The following is a 17,217-nucleotide window of genomic DNA, read 5'->3' as shown; positions in this document are numbered from 1 at the left end:
TCGACTCCGGCGCCGAAAAGAGCATGATGAGGCCCGCAACGGCGCTGGATTTTCTACGGAACTACCATCTCACCATCAGGGGAAACTTCATGAAGAAACTTCTGTTTGCCGGCATGGCGCTCGGCGCCGCCATGGCGCTGGCGGCTCCGGCCTCCGCCCAGGTGAAGGTGGGCGTCGGCGGCCCGATCACCGGCCCGAACGCCACCTTCGGCGCGCAGCTCAAGAACGGCGCCGACCAGTGGGCCACCGACATCAACGCCTCCGGCGGCCTCCTCGGCCAGAAGGTCGAGATCCTCGTCGGTGACGACGCCTCCAAGCCCGAGCAGGGCGTCTCGGTCGCGAACAAGTTCATCGCCGACGGCGTGAAGTTCGTTCTCGGCCACTTCAACTCCGGCGTCTCGATCCCCGCCTCCGAGCAGTATGCCGAAGGCAACGTGATCGCCATCAGCCCGGCCTCGACCAACCCGAAGCTGACCGAGCGCGGCCTCTCCAACGTGTTCCGCACCTGCGGCCGCGACGACCAGCAGGGCGCGGTCGCCGGCGAGTACATCATCAAGAACCTGAAGGACAAGAAGATCGCGATCGTCCACGACAAGACCCCCTACGGCAAGGGTCTGGCGGACGAGACGCAGAAGGCGATCAACGCCGGCGGCGTCAAGGAAGTGATCTACGAAGGCATCAACCCGGGCGAGAAGGACTACTCCGCGCTCGTGTCGAAGCTGAAGGCGGCCAATGTCGACGTGCTCTACTATGGCGGCCTGCACACCGAAGCCGGCCTGCTGGTGCGCCAGATGCGCGACCAGGGCATGAAGACCGTGCTGTTCTCGGGTGACGGCATCACCGACAAGGAATTCTGGACCATCGCCGGTCCGGGCGCCGCGGGCACCCTCATGACCTTCGGTCCCGATCCGCGCAAGAACCCGGCGGCCGCCAAGGTCGTCGAGTCCTTCAAGGCGAAGGGCATCGATCCGGAAGGCTACGTGCTCTACACCTACGCCGCCGGCCAGGTGCTGCAGCAGGCGGCCGAGGCCACCAAGTCGCTCGATGCCAAGAAGATCGAGGACTACATCCACTCCGGCAAGCCGTTCAACACCGTGCTCGGCACCCTGACCTTCGACAAGAAGGGCGACCGCACCAACCTAGACTACGTCATGTATGTCTGGAAGGACGGCGGCTACACCGAGATGTGAGCCGCGCGCGGCCGGGCTCGCCCGGCCGCACCGCCCGCGACACCAACCCGCCGGGGCACCACCCCGGCGGGTTTTGTTTTGGGCGGGCGAAGCGCGGGGGAAGCCGGCAGGGTGCGGGGCCAAGGCGCGGAACAGCGGCATGAAGGTGGCGGAGGCGAAGGCCGGGGCGCGACGGGGCTTCGGCTCGGCGACCGGCGCCAGCGCGGCACCGGCAAGCGGCGGCAGCACGCGGCGACAGCATGCGGCGGCGCGGCGGCGCCCCTCCCCCGGTACCCGAGCCACCGACGCATCGCCCCGAACCCGGTAACGGCGCGGCAGACCGGAAGGCGGGCCACCGCTCGGGCGTCGCCATCCGCGCGGCGGGGGCCGTTCCGGGGCGTCGGGTGAGAGACATGCCTCCGGCCGCCGGCCGCCCCCTCGGCAGCACCGTTCGCGACGGCTCCGCCGCAGGGCCGTCGAGACGGAACCGGGTCACGCGGCGGACCGGGGCGGCGAAGAAGGAATGGATGGACTCCGGACCGGCGGGAACGAGCAGGATCGGACTCATCGTCCACCTCACCGCACTGACCCTCCACTCGCTTTCGGGGCGCGTTCAGCCCAGCCGGGACAGCAGCGGAAAGGTCTCCAGCAGCCAGAAGCTCGCCTGCGCGATCCAGCCGGAGAGGAACCCGATACCGGTGAGCACAAGCAGCCCACCCATCGCCTTCTCGACCATCGGCAGATAGCGCCGCGCATGGACGAGCAGTCCCAGCGCCGGTCGCGCCGCCGCCGCCACCAGCAGGAACGGCACGCCGAGCCCGGCGGAATAGATCGCGAGAAGCCCGGCGCCGCGGGTCAGGGTCTGTTCGGACGCCGCCACCGCCAGGATCGCCGCCAGCACGGGGCCGATGCAGGGGGTCCAGCCGAAGGCGAAGGCGAGCCCCATCAGATAGGCGCCGCCAAGCCCGACCGGGGCATCGACATGCACCCGCTTGGTCCGCACCAGCCAGCCGAACCGGAAGACGCCGAGAAAGTGAAGCCCCATCAACAGGATGCAGACGCCGGCGAAGATCGCCAGCTCCTGCGCGTAAAGCCGGAGATAGCCGCCCAGCACCGACGCCCCGGCTCCCAGCGCGACGAAGACGGTGGAGAATCCGGCGACGAAGACCAGCGCGGCCGCCAGCGTCCGCCGTGCCGCGGCATCCGTCGGCGCCTTGTGGGTGATCTGGTCCAGGCTGGTGCCGGCGAGGTAGCACAGGTACGGCGGCACCAGCGGCAGCACGCAGGGCGAGGCGAAGCTGGCAAGGCCGGCGACGAACGCCGCCGGAATCGTGACGTCAGCCATGGCGAGCAGCCATCATGTCGTTCGAGCACCTCGTCCACTGCACCGAGCCCCCCAAGAGCACGAGGCGACCCGTCCGCGCAATGCGTCGCGCCCGCGCATCGCCCGGATGTGATAGGAAATCCGGGGAGGCTCCCATGCGCAATCTCATCACCGATGTCGACGGCGTCCGTGTCGGCAACGCCACCGACCCCGCCCTCGCCTCCGGCGTCACCGCCGTGCTGTTCGACGAGCCTGCCGTGGCCTCGGTGGACGTGCGCGGCGGCGGGCCGGGCACGCGCGAGACCGACCTGCTCGCGCCCGACAGCACGGTGGGCGCCATCCATGCGCTAACCCTCAGCGGTGGCTCGGCTTTCGGCATCGACGCCACCACCGGGGTAATGGCGTTCCTGGCCGAAAGGGGCATCGGCTTCGCGGTGGGAGCGGCGCGGGTGCCGATCGTGCCCGGCGCGGTGCTGTTCGATCTGCTGAATGGCGGCGACAAGGCCTGGGGCCGCTTCCCGCCCCATCGCGATCTCGGCCATGCCGCGGCAGAAGCCGCCGGGATGGACTTTGCGCTGGGCAGCGTGGGCGCCGGCACCGGGGCTTCCACCGCGCGGCTCAAGGGCGGGCTGGGCTCGGCCTCCGCCGTCTCGGCGGCCGGCCACACCGTCGGCGCCGTCGTCGCGGTGAACGCAGTCGGCTCGGTGACGGTGGGTGATGGCCCGCATTTCTGGGCGGCCCCCTTCGAGCGCGACGGCGAATTCGGCGGGCTCGGCCTTCCCTCGCCTCTTCCGCCTCCAACCCTGTCTCCCGTCATCAAGGGCGTGCAGGCCGGGGCCAACACCACTATCGCGGTCGTCGCCACCGATGCCGCGCTCACCAAGGCGCAGTGCAAGCGGCTCGCGGTCATGGCGCATGACGGGCTGGCGCGGGCGATCTGGCCAGTGCACACCCCGCTGGACGGCGACACGGTGTTCGTCGCCGCCACCGGCCGGCGCCCTCTCGTCGACCCCATCACCGACATGACGTGGCTCGGCGTGGCGGCGGTGGATGCGCTGGCGCGTGCCTGCGCGCGCGGCGTGTTCGAAGCGACAGCGCTGCCCTTCGTCGACGCCAAGCCGGCCTGGCGCGACCGCTGGGGACGCTGAGGGCCGTTGCCGGATTGCCGTGACGGGCATCCCCTGCTAGGGCGGATCATCCGCCAGGCGACACCCACGCTATCCGGGATAGGAACCGCATGTCCTTCGCGCCGCTCATCATCGCCCCCTCGATTCTTGCCAGCGATTTCGCCCGTTTCGGCGAGGAGGTGCGGGCGCTGGACGTCGCCGGGGCCGACTGGATCCATCTCGACGTGATGGACGGCCATTTCGTGCCGAACATTTCCTTCGGGCCGGAAGTGGTGCGGGCGCTGCGCCCGCTCAGCGCCCGCACCTTCGACGTGCATCTGATGATCGCGCCGGTCGACCCCTATCTCGAGGCCTTCGCCAAGGCCGGGGCCGACCACATCACCGTCCACGCCGAAGCCGGGCCGCATCTGCACCGCTCGCTGCAGGCGGTGCGGGCGCTGGGCTGCCGGGCGGGCGTCGCGCTCAATCCCGGCACGCCGGCCAGCGCCGTCGCCCATGTGCTCGACCTTGTCGATCTCGTGCTGGTGATGACGGTGAATCCCGGCTTCGGCGGGCAGGCCTTCCTGGCGCCCATGCTCGACAAGGTCGCGGATGTGAAGGCAATGATCGCGGATCGTCCCATCGTCATCGAGGTCGACGGCGGCGTAGGGCCGGACAATGCGGGGGCCTGCGCGGCGGCGGGCGCGAGCGTGTTCGTCGCCGGTTCCAGCGTGCTCCGCGGCGGCCCGGATGCCTATGCGGACAATATCGCCGCCATTCGCGAGGCGGCGGCATTGGCCCGGGGCGAGATGGTCTGACCGCCGCCAGCGGTGCGGCGTCTGGGAGGGGGGCAAGGTGGAAAACGGCGCGAACGGCGATGAGCTCAGAAAGATCCTGTGCCGGCTGGAGGCCGGCATGGTGCTCAGCATTCCCGACCGGTGGATCGAACGCCACATCCCCGGCCCGCGGCTGGCCCGCAGCCGGCTGATCGAGGACATTGCGCGGCAATATTACTGCGTCTGCCATCAGGACATGGACGCCCACCGGTTCGAGCGGCTCGGCTTTCCGGCGACGGGCTGACGTCGGCGGGTCGGTGGCCCGGGGATTTGTCGGGCTCCTGCCGATCTGCTAGAGCCCCGGCAATCCTCTCCTGACGAAAGAGCCGCCCGTGATCCCGCGCTATACCCGTCCCGAAATGGCCGCCATCTGGGAGCCTCAGACCCGCTTCCGCATCTGGTTCGAGATCGAGGCCCACGCCACCGACGCCCTCGCCGAACTGGGCGTGGTGCCTAGGGAGGCGGCGGCAACCATCTGGGAAAAGGCGAAGGACGCGACCTTCGATGTCGGCCGCATCGACGCGATCGAGGCGGAGGTGAAGCACGACGTCATCGCCTTCCTCACCCATCTCGCCGAGATCGTCGGGCCGGAAGCCCGCTTCGTCCATCAGGGCATGACGTCATCCGACGTGCTGGACACCTGCCTGTCGGTCCAGCTCGTGCGCGCCGCCGACATCCTCATCGCCGATACCGACCGGCTGCTGAAGGCGCTGGAGGCACGCGCCTTCGAGCACAAGCTGACCCCGACCATCGGCCGCTCGCATGGCATCCACGCCGAGCCCACCACCTTCGGCCTGAAGCTGGCGCAGGCGCATGCTGAATTCCAGCGCAACCGCACCCGGCTCGTTGCCGCGCGCGAGGAGGTCGCGACCTGCGCCATCTCGGGCGCCGTCGGCACCTTCGCCCAGATCGACCCCCGCGTTGAGGAATATGTCGCGGCAAAGATGGGGCTGAAGGTCGAGCCGGTGTCGACCCAGGTGATCCCGCGCGACCGCCACGCCGCCTATTTCGCCGCCCTTGGCGTGGTCGCTTCCTCGATGGAGCGGGTCGCGACGGAAATCCGACACCTACAGCGCACCGAGGTTCTGGAAGCCGAGGAGTTCTTCTCCGCCGGCCAGAAGGGCTCCTCGGCCATGCCGCACAAGCGCAACCCGGTGCTGACGGAGAACATCACCGGCCTCGCCCGGCTGGTCCGCGGCATGGTCACGCCGGCGCTGGAGAATGTCGCGCTGTGGCATGAGCGGGACATCTCGCATTCCTCGGTGGAGCGGATGATCGGGCCCGACGCGACGGTCACGCTCGATTTCGCGCTGAACCGTCTCGCGGGCGTGATCGAGAAGCTGGTGGTCTATCCCGAGAACATGCAGAAGAACCTGGACCGGCTGGGCGGGCTGGTGCATTCGCAGCGCGTGCTGCTGGCGCTGACCCAGAAAGGCGCCGCACGGGAAGACGCCTATCGCCTCGTGCAGCGCAATGCCATGCCGGTCTGGCGCGGCGAGGGCGAATTCCAGGCGCTGCTGACCGCCGATCCCGACGTGCGCCGCTATCTGAGCGAAGAGGAGATCGCCGAGAAATTCGACCTCGGCTACCACCTCAAGCACGTCGACACCATTTTCCGCCGCGTCTTCGGTCGGAGTTGAGCGTCGGCCGCGTTCCGCCATCGGTCAGGGCTTCGGGAGACCGCCTTGCGGGCCGCTCCCGAAGCCGGGGGGAGATCAGCGCCAGCCGCGGCCACCCCAGCCGCCACCGCCCCAGCCGCCACCCCAACCGGGCCGGCCGCCCCAGCCGCCACCCCACCCGGCCGGGCGGTAGGCCCAGCCGGGCCGAGGTCCCCAGTAGCCGCCACGCCAGTAGCCGCCACGCGCGCCCCAGTAGCCGGGGCCCCAGTAGCCCGGGCCGCCCCAGTAGCCCGGCCCCCAGTAACCACCGATCCCGACAACCACGGGCGGTGGCGGGGCATAGATGTAGGACGGTTGCACCACGACGCGGGTCCCGCCGCCTCGCCCGAGCAGCCCGGCGGCGATGAAGCCCATGCTGGTGCGGCACCACCCGCCGGCACAGGAGCCCACATCCACCCGTGCGCCCGGCGGCAGCGTCGCCACGACGCGATATCCCGTGCCGGGCCCGCTGCGGACATTGCTGCTGGTGGTGGTCGTCGCCGGCCAAGCCATCGCGCTGACGGTGCCCGCCAGCGTCAGGCCAATGGCAAGCGGCAGGGATTTCGTGAGTCTCATCGCGCTTTCCTCCACACGACCTACGTCATGCCGGACCCGGGTTGCCTGCGGCTGTGGCCGCGTCACCTGATCAACGAGATGGGGAAAGCCCGGTTGCACCGCCAGTAGCGAAAGGGCAAACCGGCATTATTCGCTGGAGCGAGGCCTCGGCCGTCTGCAGCCGACAATGGGGAGCGCGCGGCTCCCTCTGTCTGTTCTGCGGGAGGCGCTATCCTTCCCGCCGGGCCTTCGCGGCCTCAGCCTTCCTTCTTGAGCGATTCCACGGCTTCGGCGAGCAGTTCGTCCATGGTGCGGCGGATGCGGTGCTCGGAGATGTCGAGACCCTTGGCGTCGAAATCGGTCCGCAGCTTGCGGTACACATCCTCGTCACCGGCCTCCTCGAGGTCGGCCTCGACCAGGGTCACCGCATAGGCAGCCGCTTCGTCGCCGGAAAGACCGAGCTTCTCCGCCGCCCACAGACCGAGCGCGCGGTTGCGCCGCGCATGGGCCCTGAAGCGCAGCTTCTCATCATGCGCATACTGGGCCTCGAAGCCCTCTTCGCGCTTGTCAAACGTGCTCATGATGGCTGCCCCCTGTGCATGCGCCGGATTGGCGGCTTGATTATCGCGTGCCGGTACCCAAATCAACGGCACAGGTCATGACGGCACGTCCCTACGTCAATATGACGCCGCCCGCCATCGGCTCGAACAGGCATGCATCCGGCAGGCGGAAGGCATGCACAGCCAAGGCTCGCGCTCAATGGCATCGCGTTGTATACGGCCCGCCGATCGGCTAGTGTCCGATAGCGGGCGCTTGTGCGTTGCGACACGAATCGACGGAGCACGTCAGGCCGCGTGGACACTCGGCGCCCCGAGCCGTGGACCAGTCACAACCGGAGCCCCGGCACGATGGATTTCCTCAACCGACGGTACCCACCCATGAGCCGCCGCCGCCGCATTTATGAAGGTAAGGCAAAGGTCCTTTACGAAGGCCCGGAGCCCGGCACTTTGATCCAGCACTTCAAGGATGACGCCACCGCCTTCAACAACAAGAAGCACGACGTCATCGACGGCAAGGGTGTGCTGAACAACCGCATCTCGGAATACGTCTTCCTGAAGCTGAACGAGATCGGGGTGCCGACCCATTTCATCAAGCGTCTCAACATGCGCGAGCAGTTGATCCGCGAGGTGGAGATCATCCCGCTCGAGATCGTCATCCGCAATGTCGCGGCCGGCTCGCTCTCGACCCGGCTCGGCATCGAGGAAGGCACCGCCCTCCCCCGGTCCATCATCGAGTTCTATTACAAGAACGACCAGCTCAACGACCCGATGGTGTCGGAAGAGCACATCACGGCCTTCGGCTGGGCCACGACGCAGGAAATCGACGACATCATCGCGCTGGCGATCCGCGTCAATGACTTCCTGTCCGGGCTCTTCCTCGGCGTCGGCATCCGTCTGGTCGATTTCAAGATGGAATGCGGCCGCCTGTGGGAGAACGACATGATGCGGATCGTGGTCGCTGACGAGATCAGCCCCGATTCGTGCCGGCTGTGGGACATCAAGTCGAACGACAAGCTGGACAAGGACCGGTTCCGCCGCGACCTCGGCGGCCTGGTCGAGGCCTACTCCGAAGTGGCGCGCCGGCTCGGCATCATGTCCGAGAACGAGCGGGCGCAAGGTGGCGGCCCGGTTCTGGTCAAGGCCGAACCCGAGAAGTGAGGCGTTGAGCCTCGGCCGGTCCGATGATAGGCGGGGGCACGAGCGCCCCCGCTTCTGTTTTCTGCGTAAGGCGCATTCCAGAAGGCCAGATCCATGAAGGCGCGTGTCCTCGTCACCCTGAAGTCCGCCGTGCTCGACCCCCAGGGCAAGGCAATCGAAGGCGCCCTGCGCTCGCTCGGCGTCCACGGCATCGGCAGCGTCCGCCAGGGCAAGGTCTTCGACATCGAGCTCGACGTCGCGGACACCTCCAAGGCCGAGTCGGTCCTCAAGGACGCCTGCGAGAAGCTGCTGGCCAATACGGTCATCGAGAGCTACCGCGTCGAGTTTTTGGGCTGACGCCATCATGAAAGCTGCCGTCATCGTTTTCCCCGGCTCCAATCGCGAGGGCGACGTCGCCCGCGCCCTGGAGCTGGTGTCCGGTTCGCGTCCGACCCTGGTCTGGCATGCCGACACCGCCCTGCCGGCCGGCACCGACCTCGTGGTGCTGCCGGGCGGCTTCTCCTATGGCGACTATCTGCGCTGCGGCGCCATCGCCGCCCGCGCCACCATCATGGAAGCGGTGCGCGCCCATGCCGCCCGCGGCGGGCTCGTTCTCGGCATCTGCAACGGCTTCCAGATCCTGTGCGAAAGCGGCCTGCTGCCGGGCGTTCTGGTGCGCAATGCCCGGCTCCGGTTCATCTGCCGCGAGGCCCGGCTGCGGGTGGAGCGCATCGACACGCCCTACACCCGCAAATACGCCAAGGGCAGCATCGTGCGCTTCCCGGTGGCCCATGGTGAGGGCAACTACACCGCCGACGCGGAGACGCTGAAGCGTCTGGAGGGCGAGGGGCGCGTGGTTTTCCGCTACGTCACGACCTCCGGCCAGCGCGATGACGAGCAGGTGCTGAACGGCGCCGCCAATTCCATCGCCGGCATCGTCTCCGAGAAGCTCAATGTGCTCGGCCTGATGCCCCACCCGGAAAACCATGTGGATCCGCTCATCGGCCCCACCGATGGCCGTGCCCTGTTCGAAAGTCTCGCGGGCGTGCTGGAGCGGGCCTGAACCCGCGCTTCGGCGTCCACACCCCGTGCCAACCTTGATGATGGCGGTCGCATGATCCCCAACGAACCGAAGATCACGCCGGAACTCGTCGCCGAGCACGGCCTGAAGCCCGACGAATACGAGCGCATCCTGCAGCTCATCGGGCGCGAGCCGAGCCTCACCGAACTCGGCATCTTCTCGGCGATGTGGAACGAGCACTGCTCGTACAAGTCCTCGCGCCTCCATCTGCGCGGCCTGCCCACCAAGGCGCCGTGGGTCATCCAGGGTCCGGGCGAGAATGCCGGTGTCATCGACATCGGCGACGGGCTCGCCGCCGTGTTCAAGATGGAGAGCCACAATCACCCCTCCTATATCGAGCCCTATCAGGGCGCGGGTACGGGCGTCGGCGGCATTCTGCGCGACGTGTTCACCATGGGCGCGCGTCCCATCGCGGCGCTGAACGCGCTGCGTTTCGGCGACCCCACCCACCCGCGGACCCGCCATCTCGTGGGCGGCGTGGTGGCGGGCATCGGCGGCTACGGCAACTCCTTCGGCGTTCCCACGGTCGGCGGCCTCGTCGGCTTCCACACCCGCTATGACGGCAATTGCCTCGTCAACGCGATGGCGGTCGGGCTCGCCGAGGCGGACAAGATCTTCTACGCCAAGGCGACGGGCGTCGGCCTGCCGGTGGTGTATCTCGGCTCCAAGACCGGCCGCGACGGCATCCACGGCGCCACCATGGCCTCCGCCGAATTTGGCGAAGGCGCGGAGGAGAAGCGGCCCACCGTTCAGGTCGGCGACCCCTTCGCCGAGAAGCTGCTGCTGGAAGCCTGCCTCGAAATCATGGAAGCGGGCTGCGTCGTCGCGATCCAGGACATGGGCGCGGCCGGGCTCACCTGTTCCGCCGTCGAGATGGGCGCCAAGGGCGACCTCGGTATCGAGCTGAACCTCGACAACGTGCCCTGCCGCGAAGAAGGCATGAGCGCCTACGAGATGATGCTCTCCGAAAGCCAGGAGCGCATGCTCATGGTCATCGCGCCGGGCAAGGAGGAGCAGGCCGAGGCGATCTTCCGCAAATGGGGGCTGGACTTCGCCATCGTCGGCTACACCACCGACACGCTGCGCTTCGTCATCAAGCACAAGGGCGAGGTGGTCGCCGATCTTCCGATCAAGGAACTGGGCGACGAGGCCCCGCTCTATGACCGTCCCTGGGTCGAGACACCGAAAAAGGCCCCGATCGACCCGGCGACGCTCGACATCACCCACACCGTGCCCGGCATCCTCGAGCGGCTCATCGCCTCGCCCGACTTCGCCTCCAAGCGCTGGATCTGGGAACAGTACGACCACCTCATCCTGAACAACACGGTGCAGCGTCCCGGCGGCGACGCGGCGGTGGTCCGGGTGAAGAACGGGCCCAAGGGCCTGGCGATGACCACGGACGTCACCCCGCGCTACTGCGAGGCCGACCCCTTCGAGGGTGGCAAGCAGGCCGTGGCGGAGGCCTGGCGCAATCTCGTCGCTGTCGGCGCCCGCCCGCTGGCGCTCACCGACAATCTGAACTTCGGCAATCCGGAGAAGCCGGAGATCATGGGCCAGCTCGTCGGCTGCCTGAAGGGCATCTCCGAGGCGGCGCGGGCACTGGATTTCCCGGTCGTTTCGGGAAATGTCAGCCTGTACAACGAGACCTTCGGCCGGGCGATCCTGCCGACCCCGACCATCGGCGGCATCGGCGTGCTCGACGACGTCGCGGCATCGGTTGGCATCGCTTTCGAAGATTCGGGCGAGACCATCCTTCTCGTTGGCGAGACCAAGGGCTGGCTCGGCCAGTCCGCCTTCCTTTCCGAGATCCTCGACCGCGAGGAAGGCGCCCCTCCGCCGGTCGATCTGGCGGCCGAACGTCGCAACGGCGACTTCGTGCGCGGGCTGATCAAGGACGGGCTGGTGGCGGCGGTGCACGACGTGTCCGACGGCGGACTGCTGGTGGCGGTCGCCGAAATGGCGCTCGCCTCCGGCATCGGCGCCACCCTCACGGCCCCGCCCGCCGGCATGGTGCCGGTGGCGTGGTGGTTCGGCGAGGATCAGGCCCGCTACATCATCACCTGCGCCAGCGGCAAGGGCGCGATCCTCAAGCGCGCCGAGGCCGCAGGGGTGCCGCTGACCAAGATCGGCGTGACCGGCGGGGACCGATTGAATCTGCCCGGCGAGCGCCCAATTATGGTGGACGCGCTGCGCGAGCGGCACGAGGCCTGGTTGCCCATCTATATGGGCGCGGGCCTGATGTGAGGGGGGACGGACCATGGCGATGGATGCCATCGACATTGAGCGCATGATCAAGGAAGGCCTTCCCGGCGCCGAGGTGACGATCCGCGACATGGCGGGGGACGGCAATCACTATGCCGCCACGGTGATCTCGGAGAGCTTCCGCGGCAAGAGCCGGGTGCAGCAGCACCAGATGGTCTATGCGGCACTCAAGGGACAGATGGGCGGCGTGCTCCACGCGCTCGCCCTGCAGACCAGCGTACCGGACTGAACGGCGCGGCCCGCCCGCCGCTTACATCATCTGCCAGAGGTAGAGACCATGAGCATTCGCGATTTCATCGACAGCCAGGTGAAGAGCAACGACGTCGTCGTCTTCATGAAGGGCACGCCGCAGTTTCCCATGTGCGGCTTCTCCGGCCAGGTTGCCCAGATCCTCAACCACATCGGCGTCGACTATAAGGGCATCAACGTGCTCGATTCCGACGAAATCCGTCAGGGAATCAAGGACTACACCAACTGGCCGACCATTCCGCAGGTCTTCGTCAAAGGCGAATTCGTCGGCGGCTGCGACATCGTCCGCGAGATGTTCCAGGCCGGCGAGCTTCAGGCGCTGCTGGAGGAAAAGGGCGTGCCGGTGATGGGCCGCGCCACCGCCTGAGGGCGGCGCAGGATCAGGCTTCAGACGGGGTGCCGCAGGGCGCCCCGTTTTGTTTTGTGCGGCCTTGGCTGGGTCTGATGCCGCGGGAGGAGGAAATCGTCATGAAAATCATCCTGATTGGCGCCAGCGGCACCATTGGCCGGGCCATCGACGCCGAGCTGGCGCCGCGCCACGAGATCGTGCGGGTCGGCCGCAGCGGCGGCGACGTCCGCGCCGACATCGCCGACCCCGCCTCGATCGAGAACCTCTATGCCGCCGTCGGGGCGTTCGACGCGGTAATCTGCGCCTCGGGCAAGGTGACGTTCGGCGCCTTCGAGGACTTCACCGCCGGCTCCTTCGAGCTGGGCCTGCGCAACAAGCTGATGGGACAGGTGAATCTGGTCCTGCTGGGGATGAAGCACATCCGCGACGGCGGCTCCTTCACCCTCACCAGCGGGCTGCTCAACGACGATCCCATCCGCGAAGGGGTCTCCGCCGCCCTCACCAATGGCGGCATTGACGGCTTCGTGCGCGGCGCGGCGATCGCGCTGCCGCGCGGGTTGCGGATCAACGCGGTGAGCCCGACGGTGGTCGAGGAATCGCTGCCCGCCTATGGGCCCTATTTCCGCGGCTACAAGGCGGTTCCGGCGGCGGAGGTGGCGCTGGGCTATGCCCGCAGCGTCGAGGGCGCGCAGACCGGGCGGGTTTACCGCATCGGCTGGTCCCGGGACGCCTGACGACCTCCCGGCGGGAAGCCCCGGCTCCGCGCAGGCCCCCGCCCCAACAAAAAAGCCGCCCTTCGGGGCGGCTTTTCCGTGTGGCTGGTCGGTATGGTCGGGTGGACGATCCGACCGAAACGAACGATCAGCGCGAATAATATTCGACGACGAGGTTCGGCTCCATCACGACCGGATAGGGCACCTCGTTCAGCTCGGGAACGCGGGTGAACTTCGCGGTCAGCTTGCCGTGGTCGACTTCGAGATAGTCCGGCACATCGCGCTCACCGGAGGCGACGGCCTCCAGCACCAGCACCATCTGGCGGGAGGCTTCCTTCACCTCGACCACGTCGCCGACCTTCACCTGATAGCTCGGGATGTTGACCCGGCGACCATTGACCTTCACATGGCCGTGGCTGACGAACTGGCGGGCGGCGAAGGGGGTCGGCACGAACTTGGCGCGATAGACCACCGCGTCGAGACGACGCTCGAGCAGGCCGATCAGATTGGCGCCGGTGTCGCCCTTCAGGCGGGAGGCCTCGACATAGACGGCGTAGAACTGCTTCTCGCCGATGGAGGCGTAGTAGCCCTTCAGCTTCTGCTTGGCGCGCAGCTGCACGCCGAAGTCGGAGAGCTTGCCCTTGCGGCGCTGGCCGTGCTGGCCGGGGCCGTATTCACGCTTGTTGATGGGGCTCTTGGAACGGCCCCAGATGTTCTCGCCCATGCGGCGATCGAGTTTATGCTTGGCCGAGACGCGCTTGCTCATTGCGCTGGTCCTCTTCGCAGAAGGTTGCGGGTTGGATCGCGCCCCCTCCTGTTCCCTCATCGAGGGCGACAGGCCCCGTTCGAACGCGCCGAACCGGGACCACGGGTGCGTGAAACACATCGCCGAGCGTGTGACCGCCCGGCGAGGTGGGCTGCATAGGCGCAAAGCGCGGCAAGGTCAAGGCCGGCGGTCATGCGCCCGTCATAGGCACGCCCATGCCGTCGCTGGGCGCTGCCGGCGGCGAAGGCGCGCACGCTTGATGGTGCGGCCCTACCCACCTTACTCTCTGCCGTATCGTCATGCCTGTCCATGCCGGAACCACCATGCCCGACGCGCGCGACTTTCTGCGGCCGACCCGACCCCACGTTGCGACACGTGCGGCTGCGGCGTGCCTCCTCGCCATCATGACCGTTCCCGTGCGGGCGGAAACGCTGGAGAATGTGCAGCGCGAGGCGGCGGACATCCAACGGCAGATAGATGCCGCGGTCGCCTGCAAGAAAGGGGTCATCGCGACGCTGCAGGGAATCGACCGCGACCCCGGCTGCAAGACCCCGAACGAGCGCTGCAAGGCAATGGCCTACCGGGCCTTCGACACCGACAAGCGCTGCATCGCCATGGCGCTGGCCGCCAAGGAGCGGGCCGACGCCCTCGCCGCGCGCGTCAACGCCGAGGCCCGCGCCAGCGAAGCGCGGCGGGCGGCGGAGGCAGAGCGGGCCAGAAAGGCCCAGCAGGCCCAGTCGTCGCAGCCGGCGCCGACCCCGGCCGTGCCCGTCGCCAAGCCGCCGGCCAGCACGAGCGGAGCCGGCAGCGGCAAGTGCACCCCGGTGAACCCGGACGGCTCGCCCTGTGCCGTCAGCTGCGGCACGGTGGTTGACAGCTGGACCTCCAATCTGGTCTGCAGCAGCAGTTGCGACGCCAGCCTCACCGTCGCCTATCTGCGCAGCGACAGCGACGGCCGCACCGTGCCCCGCACGGCAACGGTGCCGGCCCATGCCGATCGCGCCGCTGTCGCGCAACATGAGAAGGCCTCGCGCTATCAGCTCATCGGGCCGACCTGCAAATGACGGTCCCGGACGCAACGCCCGCCGGCCTCACCGCCCCCGCAGCGCCTGCAGCACCTCGAGCCCGGCATAGCCGTCGGCCGGGGCGATTCCCGCCTTCTGCTGGAAGTCCCGCACCGCCTGCATCGTCATGTTGCCGACCCGCCCGTCGGTGCCGCCGGTGTCGAAGCCGGCGGCGGTGAGGCGCTTCTGCACCTCCTGCACCTCGGCAAGCGTGAGCGGGCGCTCGCCGCCGGGGAACGGGGTGACGAAGGGCGCCCCGCCCAGCACCCGGTCGCCGAGATGGCACACCGCCAGCGCGTAGTTCATCGACGGGTTGTAGGACTTCACGGCGTAGAAGTTCTTCGTCAGCAGGAAGGCCGGCCCGTCCGCGCCGACCGGCGCCCAGAGCCGCGCCACCGCCTTGGGGTGGGAGAAGCGCCCTCCCCCCGCCGGCTTCACGCCGAGCCCGCCCCAGGCCTCCACCGGCCGCGTCGTGCGCTCGTCGGCGAGCTTTGCCGGCACGCCCGTCAGCGACACCTCGAAACCCCACGGGATGCCGCGCTGGTAGCTGCCGCGCTTCAGCAGGTAACGCGAGGTGCCGGCCAGCGCGTCGCCCACCTCATAGGGCGAGACGCGGCCATCGCCGTCATAATCGATGCCGAGATTGAGCCAGACCTCCGGCATCCACTGGGTATGCCCCATCGCCCCGGCCCACGAGCCGAGCATGGCCTGCGGCGTGCCCCAGCCGCGCTGCACGATGGCGAGCGCGTTGATCAGCTCGGTCTCCCAGTAGCGCCGGCGGCGCTCCTCGCCCCAGGCCAGCGCCGCGAGCGAATTGAACACCGGCTTCATGTGGTCGGGGTCGGTGACGAGCTCGCCGAAGGCGCTCTCCATGCCCCACAGGCCGAGCAATATGTCGGGGGCGACGCCGAAATCGCCTTCCAGCTTCTTCAGCAGCCGGGCATTGGCCTTATAGGCCGCGATCCCGGTGCGGATGCGCCATTCCGAAATGCGGCGGTTGAGATATTGCCAGAGCTGCTCGCGGAATTCCGGCTGGGCGCTGTCGCGGGCATAGACCGAGGTGTCCGGCGTCACCCCGCCCATGACGCGGTCATAGACCGCGTCTGAAATGCCCTTGGCCCGGGCCGGCGCACGGAAGCTCTCGACCCACGCCGGGAAGGGCTGCCGGGCCGATTGCGCGGCGGCAAGGCGCCCGGCAAGGCTCGCCCCCAGCCCGGCCAGCACCAGCCGGCGGCTGAGCCCGGCCATCCCCGCGCCCGCAACGCTGCGTTCCGTCACCCTGTCTCTCCCTGCATCCGCCCCGCGCGGCTGACGCTGCGTCGGTGGGGAATGATGGCAAGCCGATCGTGACCGGCGCAAGGCCGGGCCGACAGATCGGCAGGGGAGTGGCGGCCGGGCAGGCGGGCGAGAGCTGCGCCAGCCCGGCGGGCGTCGCCTTCCCGCCGCGCCAGCCCTCTCAGGCCGAGAGCGCGAGCGGGGCCAGCACCTCGCCCGGCGCCGCCGCGGCGCCGGTGATGCCGGCGACGAGGCCGGCGTCGAGCGGGTGGCCGGTCGAGACCAGCCGCACCGGCGGGGACGGAACCTCGCCAGGGGCCACCTCAGCCGGCGGCGGGCCGATGAGGCTCGCCAGCCGCCGGGCGATGGCCGGGGCGGGGTCGATCCAGCGCACCGGCCAGGGCGCCAGCGCGGTCATGCGATCCAGCAGCAGGGGATAATGGGTGCAGGCCAGCACCACCACGTCGGTGCGCGCCGCGCCCTCGCCGACAAAGCAGGGGGCGATCTCCGCGGCAATGGCGGCATCGGCGACCGGCTCCCCGGCCATGGCCCGCTCGGCGAGGCCGGCAAGGCCGCTGGCGCCGACCAGCGTCACGTCGCAGCCGCCGGCGAAATCGCGGATCAGCGCCTGGGTGTAGTCCCGCTTCACCGTGCCGGGGGTGGCCAGCACGCTGATGCGCCGGCTGAGCGAGGCGGCGCAGGCCGGCTTGATCGCCGGCACCGTGCCGACGAAGGGCATGGGGTAGCGCGCCCGCAGCGCCGGCAGCACCACGGTCGAGATGGTGTTGCAGGCGATCACCACCGCATCGGGCGCCTGCTCGGCGATGAGCCGCTCCATCACCGCCAGCACGCGGCCGAGCACGGCAGCCTCGTCGAGCCGGCCATAAGGAAAGGCGGCGTCGTCCGCGGCATAGACGAAGCGGGCGTCCGGCCGCACCTGCAGCAGCTCCCGCAGCACCGACAGCCCGCCGACACCGGAATCGAACACGAGAACCTTGGGCGCCGGCGGCGCGGCGGCGGGCACGGGCGACGACATGATGGCCGATCCGATGCGGATGCTCTGCTCAGTGCCGGACGGGAGTGTCTCGACGCTCATGGTCTCCCCCTCTACCC

General features: G+C 68.9%; 19 protein-coding genes. 13 read left to right on the top strand and 6 right to left on the bottom strand.

Features of this window, described 5'->3' with window-relative positions; genetic code table 11:
* Positions 1–89 precede the first annotated feature (89 nt).
* Positions 90–1,190, top strand: a complete 1,101-nt coding sequence (locus tag KHC27_RS17285; RefSeq protein WP_213340645.1) for a branched-chain amino acid ABC transporter substrate-binding protein — start codon at positions 90–92, stop codon at positions 1,188–1,190.
* Positions 1,191–1,782: 592 nt separating this feature from the next.
* Here the strand turns inward: KHC27_RS17285 and KHC27_RS17280 are convergent.
* Entirely contained in the window at positions 1,783–2,514 is a 732-nt protein-coding gene (locus KHC27_RS17280; RefSeq protein WP_213340644.1) for a cytochrome c biogenesis CcdA family protein, read from the bottom strand.
* Positions 2,515–2,648: 134 nt separating this feature from the next.
* Here KHC27_RS17280 and KHC27_RS17275 point away from each other — a divergent pair, with 134 nt between their 5' ends.
* From KHC27_RS17275 to purB, 4 genes are all read left to right on the top strand, one after another.
* The gene (locus KHC27_RS17275) at positions 2,649–3,641 is read left to right on the top strand and encodes a P1 family peptidase (RefSeq protein WP_213340643.1); all 993 of its coding nucleotides are present in this window, start codon (positions 2,649–2,651) and stop codon (positions 3,639–3,641) included.
* Between the two features lie 89 nt (positions 3,642–3,730).
* Entirely contained in the window at positions 3,731–4,417 is a 687-nt protein-coding gene (gene rpe, locus KHC27_RS17270) for a ribulose-phosphate 3-epimerase (protein WP_213340642.1), read from the top strand.
* Positions 4,418–4,454: 37 nt separating this feature from the next.
* Positions 4,455–4,679 carry a hypothetical protein gene (locus KHC27_RS17265; protein WP_213340641.1) on the top strand — a complete coding sequence of 75 codons (225 nt, stop codon included), beginning with the start codon at positions 4,455–4,457 and terminating at the stop codon, positions 4,677–4,679.
* 88 nt (positions 4,680–4,767) lie between these two features.
* Entirely contained in the window at positions 4,768–6,075 is a 1,308-nt protein-coding gene (gene purB / locus KHC27_RS17260; RefSeq protein ID WP_213340640.1) for an adenylosuccinate lyase, read from the top strand.
* 75 nt (positions 6,076–6,150) lie between these two features.
* Here purB and KHC27_RS17255 read toward each other — a convergent pair whose 3' ends face one another.
* Positions 6,151–6,669 carry an SH3 domain-containing protein gene (locus KHC27_RS17255; RefSeq protein ID WP_213340639.1) on the bottom strand — a complete coding sequence of 173 codons (519 nt, stop codon included), beginning with the start codon at positions 6,667–6,669 and terminating at the stop codon, positions 6,151–6,153.
* A gap of 236 nt (positions 6,670–6,905) precedes the next feature.
* Positions 6,906–7,229, bottom strand: a complete 324-nt coding sequence (locus tag KHC27_RS17250; protein ID WP_213340638.1) for a DUF1476 domain-containing protein — start codon at positions 7,227–7,229, stop codon at positions 6,906–6,908.
* A 327-nt stretch (positions 7,230–7,556) separates the two neighbouring features.
* On the opposite strand from KHC27_RS17250, the gene purC reads away from it, so the two are divergent.
* The 7 genes from purC to KHC27_RS17215 all read left to right on the top strand — a co-directional run bounded on the left by purC (position 7,557) and on the right by KHC27_RS17215 (position 13,020).
* Positions 7,557–8,366 (top strand): phosphoribosylaminoimidazolesuccinocarboxamide synthase, encoded by an 810-nt coding sequence (gene purC, locus KHC27_RS17245; protein WP_213340637.1) that lies wholly within the window; start codon positions 7,557–7,559, stop codon positions 8,364–8,366.
* Positions 8,367–8,459: 93 nt separating this feature from the next.
* Complete coding sequence (purS, locus tag KHC27_RS17240) at positions 8,460–8,702, top strand: phosphoribosylformylglycinamidine synthase subunit PurS (RefSeq protein ID WP_213340636.1); 243 nt, start codon at positions 8,460–8,462, stop codon at positions 8,700–8,702.
* Between the two features lie 7 nt (positions 8,703–8,709).
* Positions 8,710–9,408 carry a phosphoribosylformylglycinamidine synthase subunit PurQ gene (gene purQ, locus KHC27_RS17235; protein WP_213340635.1) on the top strand — a complete coding sequence of 233 codons (699 nt, stop codon included), beginning with the start codon at positions 8,710–8,712 and terminating at the stop codon, positions 9,406–9,408.
* Between the two features lie 51 nt (positions 9,409–9,459).
* The gene (gene purL, locus KHC27_RS17230) at positions 9,460–11,670 is read left to right on the top strand and encodes a phosphoribosylformylglycinamidine synthase subunit PurL (protein ID WP_213340634.1); all 2,211 of its coding nucleotides are present in this window, start codon (positions 9,460–9,462) and stop codon (positions 11,668–11,670) included.
* Positions 11,671–11,683: 13 nt separating this feature from the next.
* Positions 11,684–11,917 (top strand): BolA family protein, encoded by a 234-nt coding sequence (locus KHC27_RS17225; RefSeq protein ID WP_213340633.1) that lies wholly within the window; start codon positions 11,684–11,686, stop codon positions 11,915–11,917.
* A gap of 48 nt (positions 11,918–11,965) precedes the next feature.
* Positions 11,966–12,304 carry a Grx4 family monothiol glutaredoxin gene (grxD, locus tag KHC27_RS17220; RefSeq protein WP_213340632.1) on the top strand — a complete coding sequence of 113 codons (339 nt, stop codon included), beginning with the start codon at positions 11,966–11,968 and terminating at the stop codon, positions 12,302–12,304.
* A 101-nt stretch (positions 12,305–12,405) separates the two neighbouring features.
* Positions 12,406–13,020 carry a short chain dehydrogenase gene (locus KHC27_RS17215; RefSeq protein WP_213340631.1) on the top strand — a complete coding sequence of 205 codons (615 nt, stop codon included), beginning with the start codon at positions 12,406–12,408 and terminating at the stop codon, positions 13,018–13,020.
* A 127-nt stretch (positions 13,021–13,147) separates the two neighbouring features.
* On the opposite strand, the gene rpsD is transcribed toward KHC27_RS17215, so the two are convergent.
* Positions 13,148–13,765, bottom strand: coding sequence for a 30S ribosomal protein S4 (rpsD, locus tag KHC27_RS17210; protein WP_213340630.1), 618 nt, complete (start codon positions 13,763–13,765; stop codon positions 13,148–13,150).
* Positions 13,766–14,088: 323 nt separating this feature from the next.
* Between rpsD and KHC27_RS17205 the strand changes: the two genes are divergently transcribed.
* Positions 14,089–14,829 carry a hypothetical protein gene (locus tag KHC27_RS17205; protein WP_213340629.1) on the top strand — a complete coding sequence of 247 codons (741 nt, stop codon included), beginning with the start codon at positions 14,089–14,091 and terminating at the stop codon, positions 14,827–14,829.
* Positions 14,830–14,856: 27 nt separating this feature from the next.
* Here the strand turns inward: KHC27_RS17205 and KHC27_RS17200 are convergent, their stop codons facing one another.
* Together KHC27_RS17200 and murI are read right to left on the bottom strand one after the other, a co-directional pair.
* Positions 14,857–16,077, bottom strand: a complete 1,221-nt coding sequence (locus KHC27_RS17200; RefSeq protein WP_213340830.1) for a lytic murein transglycosylase — start codon at positions 16,075–16,077, stop codon at positions 14,857–14,859.
* 208 nt (positions 16,078–16,285) lie between these two features.
* A complete protein-coding gene (murI, locus tag KHC27_RS17195) occupies positions 16,286–17,140 on the bottom strand; it encodes a glutamate racemase (RefSeq protein ID WP_213340828.1) in 855 nt (284 codons plus the stop codon).
* Positions 17,141–17,217: the final 77 nt, after the last annotated feature.

It is taken from the genome of Ancylobacter lacus (genome assembly GCF_018390635.1).
GTDB lineage: Bacteria > Pseudomonadota > Alphaproteobacteria > Rhizobiales > Xanthobacteraceae > Ancylobacter > Ancylobacter lacus.
Note: the sequence above shows the minus strand (reverse complement) of the source record. Positions and strands in the feature narration are given on the sequence as shown.